We start from the raw sequence: 5728 nt of genomic DNA on the forward strand, positions 1-5728 counted from the left end.
GGTGGCCATGGGTACCCGCTTTGCCAGTTCCAAGGAGAGCCCGGTGCACGCGGACACCAAACAGCTCATCTTGCAAAAGGAAGCTGAAGAGACGATCTACTCCAGCAATTTCGACACCTTCCCGTGCCGTGTGATGCGCACGCCAGGCGGGCGTCGCTACACCGCGCGCAAGCTCAGCCCACCAGTGGCCATTGGCCGTTCTCTGTCTGCTGCGCGCGAGCTCAACACGCCTTTGACGGCCTTGGCCAAGGACGCGATGGGGCAAGGCCTGGTCGGGGCTGTGAAGGTGGCCTACTTTGGCGCAGCCACCCTGGCCATGAGAAAAGCCATCCACGAGGGCAATCACGTGGATGGCGTGCAATTGATCGGACAGTCTCAAGGCCTGGTCCACGACGTGGCCAGCGTGGCCGAGATCGTGGACCGTGTGATGTCTCAGGCACGGGCTGTGGTGGCCAACGTGTCCGGCCTGATCAACTCGGCAGACTGATGCCCGCTTATTCGTCGCGGCCCATGACACCAAACAGCATCAGCAGGCTGGTGAACATGTTGTACACGCTGACGAACAGGCTCACAGTGGCCATCAGGTAGTTGGTTTCACCACCGTTGACGATGCGGCTGGTCTCGAACAGGATCATGCCGCTCATCAGCAAGACGACCATCGCGGACACAGCCAGGCTCAGGGCAGGTACTTCAAAGAAGATGGCGCCCAGGCCCAGCACCATGGCGATCAGCGTGCCCACGAACAAGGTCTTGCCCATGAAGCTGAAGTCCTTCTTCGTCGTGAGCGACACGGCGGACAAGCCGATGAAGGCGACCGCGGTAGCGCCCAGCGCGTTCGTGATCACGGCCGCACCATGCGGCATGTGCAGCACGGCATTGAGCAGCGGGCCCAATGTGTAGCCCATGAAGCCGGTCAGGCCGAAGACGGCGGCCACGCCCCAGGCACTGTTCGAGAGCTTGTGCACCAGGAAGAACAGACCATAAAAGCCGATCAGCGTGAGGATCATGCCTGGCGCAGGCAGGTTCAGGCTCATGGCCGTACCGGCCACGGCGGCGCTGAACGCCAGCGTCATGCCCAGCAGGGCATAGGTGTTGCGTAGCACGCGCCGGCTGGCGTCGACATCGACCACGTTGCCCATGTGAACGGGCATGCGAATGGCCTGGGCTGTGGTGTGAGTGTCGCGGTTCATGATTGAGTCCTTCTTGGATGCAGTGTGCAAGTGAGTGGGGTTAGCTGAGGTCCGGAACGGCATTCAGTGCGTTGAAGGCGCGCTCCATGCGGCGATTGCGGCCAGGCGTTCTGCCCTTGCCCAGTTGCGGCGCACGCAGCGGCCGCTCGCGGATGCGCTCGACCTGCTTGCTCAGTGCGTGCGAGGCGCGATGCAGGGCACGGTCAACCATGGCCCGGATCTGGTGGCCGCGGTCACGCACCACGGTGGTGGTGTCTTCGAGCTCGATCACGAGCTGGCAATCCTTGTCTTCGCCACCGCGTGGACCGTTGATGTCCTTGAGGTGCAGGGAGGCGCCAATCGCCTTGTCTCCGAAGCGGCCCAGCAGTTGACGCAGACGCTGGCGGATGTGCTCGCTGTCTTCACGCGACAGGATGAGGCCTTGGGTCTGAATGAACACACGCATGATGAGGTCCTTGCTTGTGAGTGGATGACGAAGCCAATGTACGAAATGCCATACTTCGCGTAAATTCGAATTTCTGATCCGAAAAGTTCGAGAAAACCGAAATGAACTACAAGCATCTGCAGTATTTCTGGGCTGTGGCCCGTCTGGGCGGTGTGGTCAAAGCCAGCGAACATCTGCATGTGACGCCACAGACGGTCAGCGGGCAGATTCAGTTGCTGGAGGATCATTTCGGTCGTCCGCTGTTCCAGAAGAAGGGCCGCAAGCTGGAGTTGACCGAGACGGGGCAACTGGCGTTCAGCTATGCCAAAGACATCTTCAGCCTCGGGGAAGAGTTGGATCAGGTGGTGCGTCAGCCTCGCGGCATGCTCAGGCCCCTGGAGCTGCGCGTGGGGGTGGCTGACGCGGTGCCCAAGCCCGTAGCCTGCCTGGTGCTGGAGCCTGCCTTGCAGCACCAGCAGCCCTTCAAGGTGATCTGCCGTGAATGGAAGCTCGACAGCCTGTTGGCCGAACTGGCAGTGCACCGGCTCGATCTGGTGCTGTCAGATCGCCCCCTGCCGGCAGACATGAGCGTGCAGGCGTTCAATCACCGCCTGGGCGGCTCCAGCGTGGGCTTTTATGCCAGCAAGGAGCTGGCAGGCAAGCTCAAGAGAGGCTTCCCCGCGTGTCTGGATGGTGCGCCTTTGCTGGCACCCGCATCCGATTCCGCCTTGGGCATGCGCCTGGGGCAGTGGCTGGGCGCGCACAAGCTCAAACCCCACATCGTGGGTGAGTTCGATGACAACGCCCTGCCCATGGCTTTGGGGCACCTGGGCAATGGCGTGTTCATGGCGCCGATGGTGCTGGACGAGACCATCCGCGCGCAATATGGGGTCAAGCGCCTGGGCGAGGCCACTGATCTGGTCGAGTCTTATTACGTGATCACGGTGGAGCGGCGCATCAAGCATCCCGGCGTTGCTGCCATCACGCAGGCCGCACGTGAAGGGCTCTTTGCTGCGTGGACGCGCTGAGCAAAGGGCAGTTCATGGCAACGGGGCGTCGCCTCTGTCTGCCTTGTCCTTGTCTCTGAACGCGCTGGGTGTCAGGCCTGTCCAGCGTTTGAACGCGCGCGTGAAATTGGCCGGGTCGGCGTAACCCAACTCCGTGGCCACGCGTTCCAGCGGCAATGGGGATCTGCGTAGCAGCGTGATGGCTTCCAGTTGTCGGGCCTCCTCCAGCAAGGCGCTGAAGCTCGTGCCTTGCTCGGCCAGCCTGCGCTTGAACGTGCGACTGGACATCTTGAGCAGCGAGGCCATGTCGTCGACCGCAGGATAGGGTCCAGACTTGACTTGCAGGTGCTCGCGCACGCGTGCACAGAGATTGACGGCGCCACCGGCGAGCCAGGCCATTTCACGATCACATTGCGCCAGCGCGCGTGCACAGGAGGCCTGATCGGCCAAGGGAAGCCTGCGTTGCAGCACGGACAGCGGAACACGCCATTGCGTGCTTGGCATGCCGTGGTGCACAGCTGGCAGCAGCGCGGCATATTGCGAGTGGTAAGGCGGTTCGGGGAAGTCAAACCACAACTCGCCTTCGTCGATGCGTTCAAGCCCGGCGAGCCAGGCCGCAGAGCGCGCCACACCGACCATGAAGGCTTCGGTGAAGAAGCGCTTGAGAGGCAATGGGGGCGTCATGGCCGCGTTGAATTGAGGGCACAGGATGGCCTGCGTGGCGTCAGCCTGATAGGTCAGGACAGCCTTGCCTTGCAGCAAGGGCATGTAGCGCAGCCCCAATGTCAAGGCCTCGCCCAGCGTGTCGGCCGTCATAATGGCGTAGCCTAGGGGGCCGTGTGCCGTGGGGGGTGTATTCAAGGCCAGTGCACAGCCCAGGCCTTCGTCCCCTGTGGCGTCGATGGCAGCCTGGGCGATGGCGGCGTATTGCAGCATGGAGACACGTGCTTCGGCTCCATCGAGATCGGCAGCCTGAAGCCCCAGTGTGCGCAGCGCAGGAGCCATGTCCTGGCCTCGCTCTGCCAGCAGGTGCAGCAAGCGCCGTGGATAGGCCGCAGTGACGCTGATGTCGCTCAGGCCGGCGTTGGTGTCAGGTGGAAGGGCGGGCATGGCCAGGTATGCAGCGGGGTGTCGGTTTGTGGCCCAGGATGACAAGCATTTTGGCACGCTTGCCGCTCACACCTTGCGTGCACTCGTCGGCAAGATGGCGCCGGTGTTCAATCAATCACAGGCGAATGGAGCCGAGCATGAATCAGACCCGCTGGGACCACACCCGCATTCCTCCACAAAACGGCAAGCTGGCGGTCGTCACAGGCGCCAACAGCGGCCTGGGCTGGCATATCAGCCTGCAGTTGGCCAGGCAAGGCGCTCATGTGGTGATGGCTTGTCGGGACAAGGCTCGGGCCTTGCAGGCCATGGAGGCCATCCGTGCCGAGGTGCCTGGCGCCCGACTGAGTTTTCAGGCGCTGGATCTGGCCAATCAACAGAGCGTGAGCGCATGTGCCGCAGCGCTGTCGGCTGCACATTCGCACATTGATCTGCTGGTCAACAATGCTGGTGTGATGTTCCTGCCTTACGCCCTGTCTGCGGACGGATTCGAGATCCAGATGGCGTGCAATCACCTGGGGCACTTTTTGCTGACAGGCCTGTTGCTGGGCCCTTTGGGGCGTGCATCCGCGCCCCGAGTGGTGACCATGAGCAGTGGCTTCAACCACTATGGACGCTTGCCACAAGAGGGCTTTCGAGGCTCGCCACGGTATTCAAGGCATCGGGCTTATTGCGATACCAAGCTGGCCAATATCGTGTTCGCACGAGAGCTGGCGTCTCGTTTGGCGGGCGCGCGTTCTCACATCGTCAGTGTGGCGGCACATCCGGGTTACGCGTCCACCAACCTGCAGTTTGGCGCGGCCAATGTGAGTGCCTCGCGCTGGCTTGCCAGCTTGAATCGTGCGGCCATGCGTGTGTCCAATGCCTTGCTGGCACAGCCCGCTTCGATGGGCGCCTTGCCCGCGCTGTATGCGGCGACGGATTCAGGCGTCAAGAATGGTGATTACTTCGGCCCGGACGGGCTGCAGGAGTCACGCGGCTATCCCAAGTTGGTGGATGCGCCCCGGCGCGCATTGGCAGCGGACGAGGTGGCGCGCTTCTGGGCCTTGTCTGAGGCCGCAACTGGCTTCAGCTATGGTGATGCAACCTTGGGGCGCGAGTCTGGTCACGGGGCAGTGCGTTTGCGCTGAGCCTGCAGCGCTTTCCAGAATTTGGCGTCTTGTGAAGATGCGAAGTTGATGCGCATGAGCGTGGAGGGGCGTCGTTGCGCGTAGAACAGGGCCCCTGGCGCGATCAGCCAGCCAGCGTCCAGCATGGGGATGGTCAGGCGCTCCGTGTCCATGCCGGTATCGACCCAACCGAACAGCCCCTGAGGCTCCGATGCAAATTGGCAGCCGGCCTGGCGTGCCAGTTGCACGGTGCGGGCGCGCGCCGCGTCGAGTTGTTGCGTGACCCGCTCGCTGAAGCGCCGCAACTGGCCTTGCTCCAGGCACAGCGCGATCGCTTGCTCCAGCATGGGTGCGGTGGTCAGCGAGGTCAGCAGTTTGGTATTGGTGATGCGTTCCACCAGATGTTGGGGGGCTGCGATGTAACCCACGCGCCAACTGGGCGTGAGGATCTTGGAGAAGCTGCCAACCATGATGACGCGCTGCAGTTTGTCCAGTACGCACAGACGTGTGGCGTGAGCAGGGGCAAGGAAGCCGTAGATGTCGTCTTCAAGGATGTGGAAGTTATGGGTCTCGGCCAGGCGCAGTACCTGGTGCGCATGACCCGGTGACAGCATGGCACTGGTGGGGTTGTGCAGCACGGACACGGTCACATACAGCTTCGGTGCGTGGGCCTTGGCCAGCTTGTCCATCACGTCCAGATCGGGCCCTTCGGCGCCACGGGGCACGGGCAATACGCGCAAGCCCAGTTGCGCCAGGCGTGCAAATTCGACGGGCCAGGCTGGTTCATCGACCAGCACGGCATCACCGGGTTGCAGCATGGTGCGGGTGACCAGGTCCAGAGCCTGCGTGGCGCCCAGTGTGGTGATGATCTGATCGGCGTCCACCTTGAGA

General features: G+C 62.6%; 7 protein-coding genes. 3 read left to right on the forward strand and 4 right to left on the reverse strand.

What is annotated here, in order from left to right; all coding sequences use genetic code 11:
* Positions 1–487, forward strand: a 487-nt coding sequence (locus EPO09_RS18060; protein ID WP_290645218.1) for a nitronate monooxygenase, incomplete at its 5' end; no start/stop codon positions are given.
* Between the two features lie 7 nt (positions 488–494).
* Here the strand turns inward: EPO09_RS18060 and EPO09_RS18065 are convergent.
* Together EPO09_RS18065 and EPO09_RS18070 are read right to left on the reverse strand one after the other, a co-directional pair.
* A complete protein-coding gene (locus tag EPO09_RS18065; protein ID WP_367200089.1) occupies positions 495–1151 on the reverse strand; it encodes a Bax inhibitor-1/YccA family protein in 657 nt (218 codons plus the stop codon).
* A 79-nt stretch (positions 1152–1230) separates the two neighbouring features.
* Positions 1231–1635 (reverse strand): hypothetical protein, encoded by a 405-nt coding sequence (locus EPO09_RS18070; RefSeq protein ID WP_290645223.1) that lies wholly within the window; start codon positions 1633–1635, stop codon positions 1231–1233.
* 101 nt (positions 1636–1736) lie between these two features.
* Between EPO09_RS18070 and nhaR the strand changes: the two genes are divergently transcribed.
* Positions 1737–2642, forward strand: coding sequence for a transcriptional activator NhaR (gene nhaR, locus EPO09_RS18075; protein ID WP_290645225.1), 906 nt, complete (start codon positions 1737–1739; stop codon positions 2640–2642).
* A gap of 12 nt (positions 2643–2654) precedes the next feature.
* Here nhaR and EPO09_RS18080 read toward each other — a convergent pair whose 3' ends face one another.
* Positions 2655–3731 (reverse strand): AraC family transcriptional regulator, encoded by a 1077-nt coding sequence (locus EPO09_RS18080; RefSeq protein ID WP_290645227.1) that lies wholly within the window; start codon positions 3729–3731, stop codon positions 2655–2657.
* 137 nt (positions 3732–3868) lie between these two features.
* Here EPO09_RS18080 and EPO09_RS18085 point away from each other — a divergent pair, with 137 nt between their 5' ends.
* Positions 3869–4858 (forward strand): oxidoreductase, encoded by a 990-nt coding sequence (locus EPO09_RS18085; RefSeq protein ID WP_290645229.1) that lies wholly within the window; start codon positions 3869–3871, stop codon positions 4856–4858.
* Here EPO09_RS18085 and EPO09_RS18090 read toward each other — a convergent pair.
* The coding region (locus EPO09_RS18090; protein ID WP_290645231.1) for a PLP-dependent aminotransferase family protein at positions 4834–5728 on the reverse strand (895 nt) is incomplete at its 5' end. The two genes, EPO09_RS18085 and EPO09_RS18090, sit on opposite strands and share 25 nt — an antisense overlap.

The sequence above is a fragment of the Aquabacterium sp. genome, assembly GCF_004297345.1.
Lineage (GTDB): Bacteria > Pseudomonadota > Gammaproteobacteria > Burkholderiales > Burkholderiaceae_C > Aquabacterium.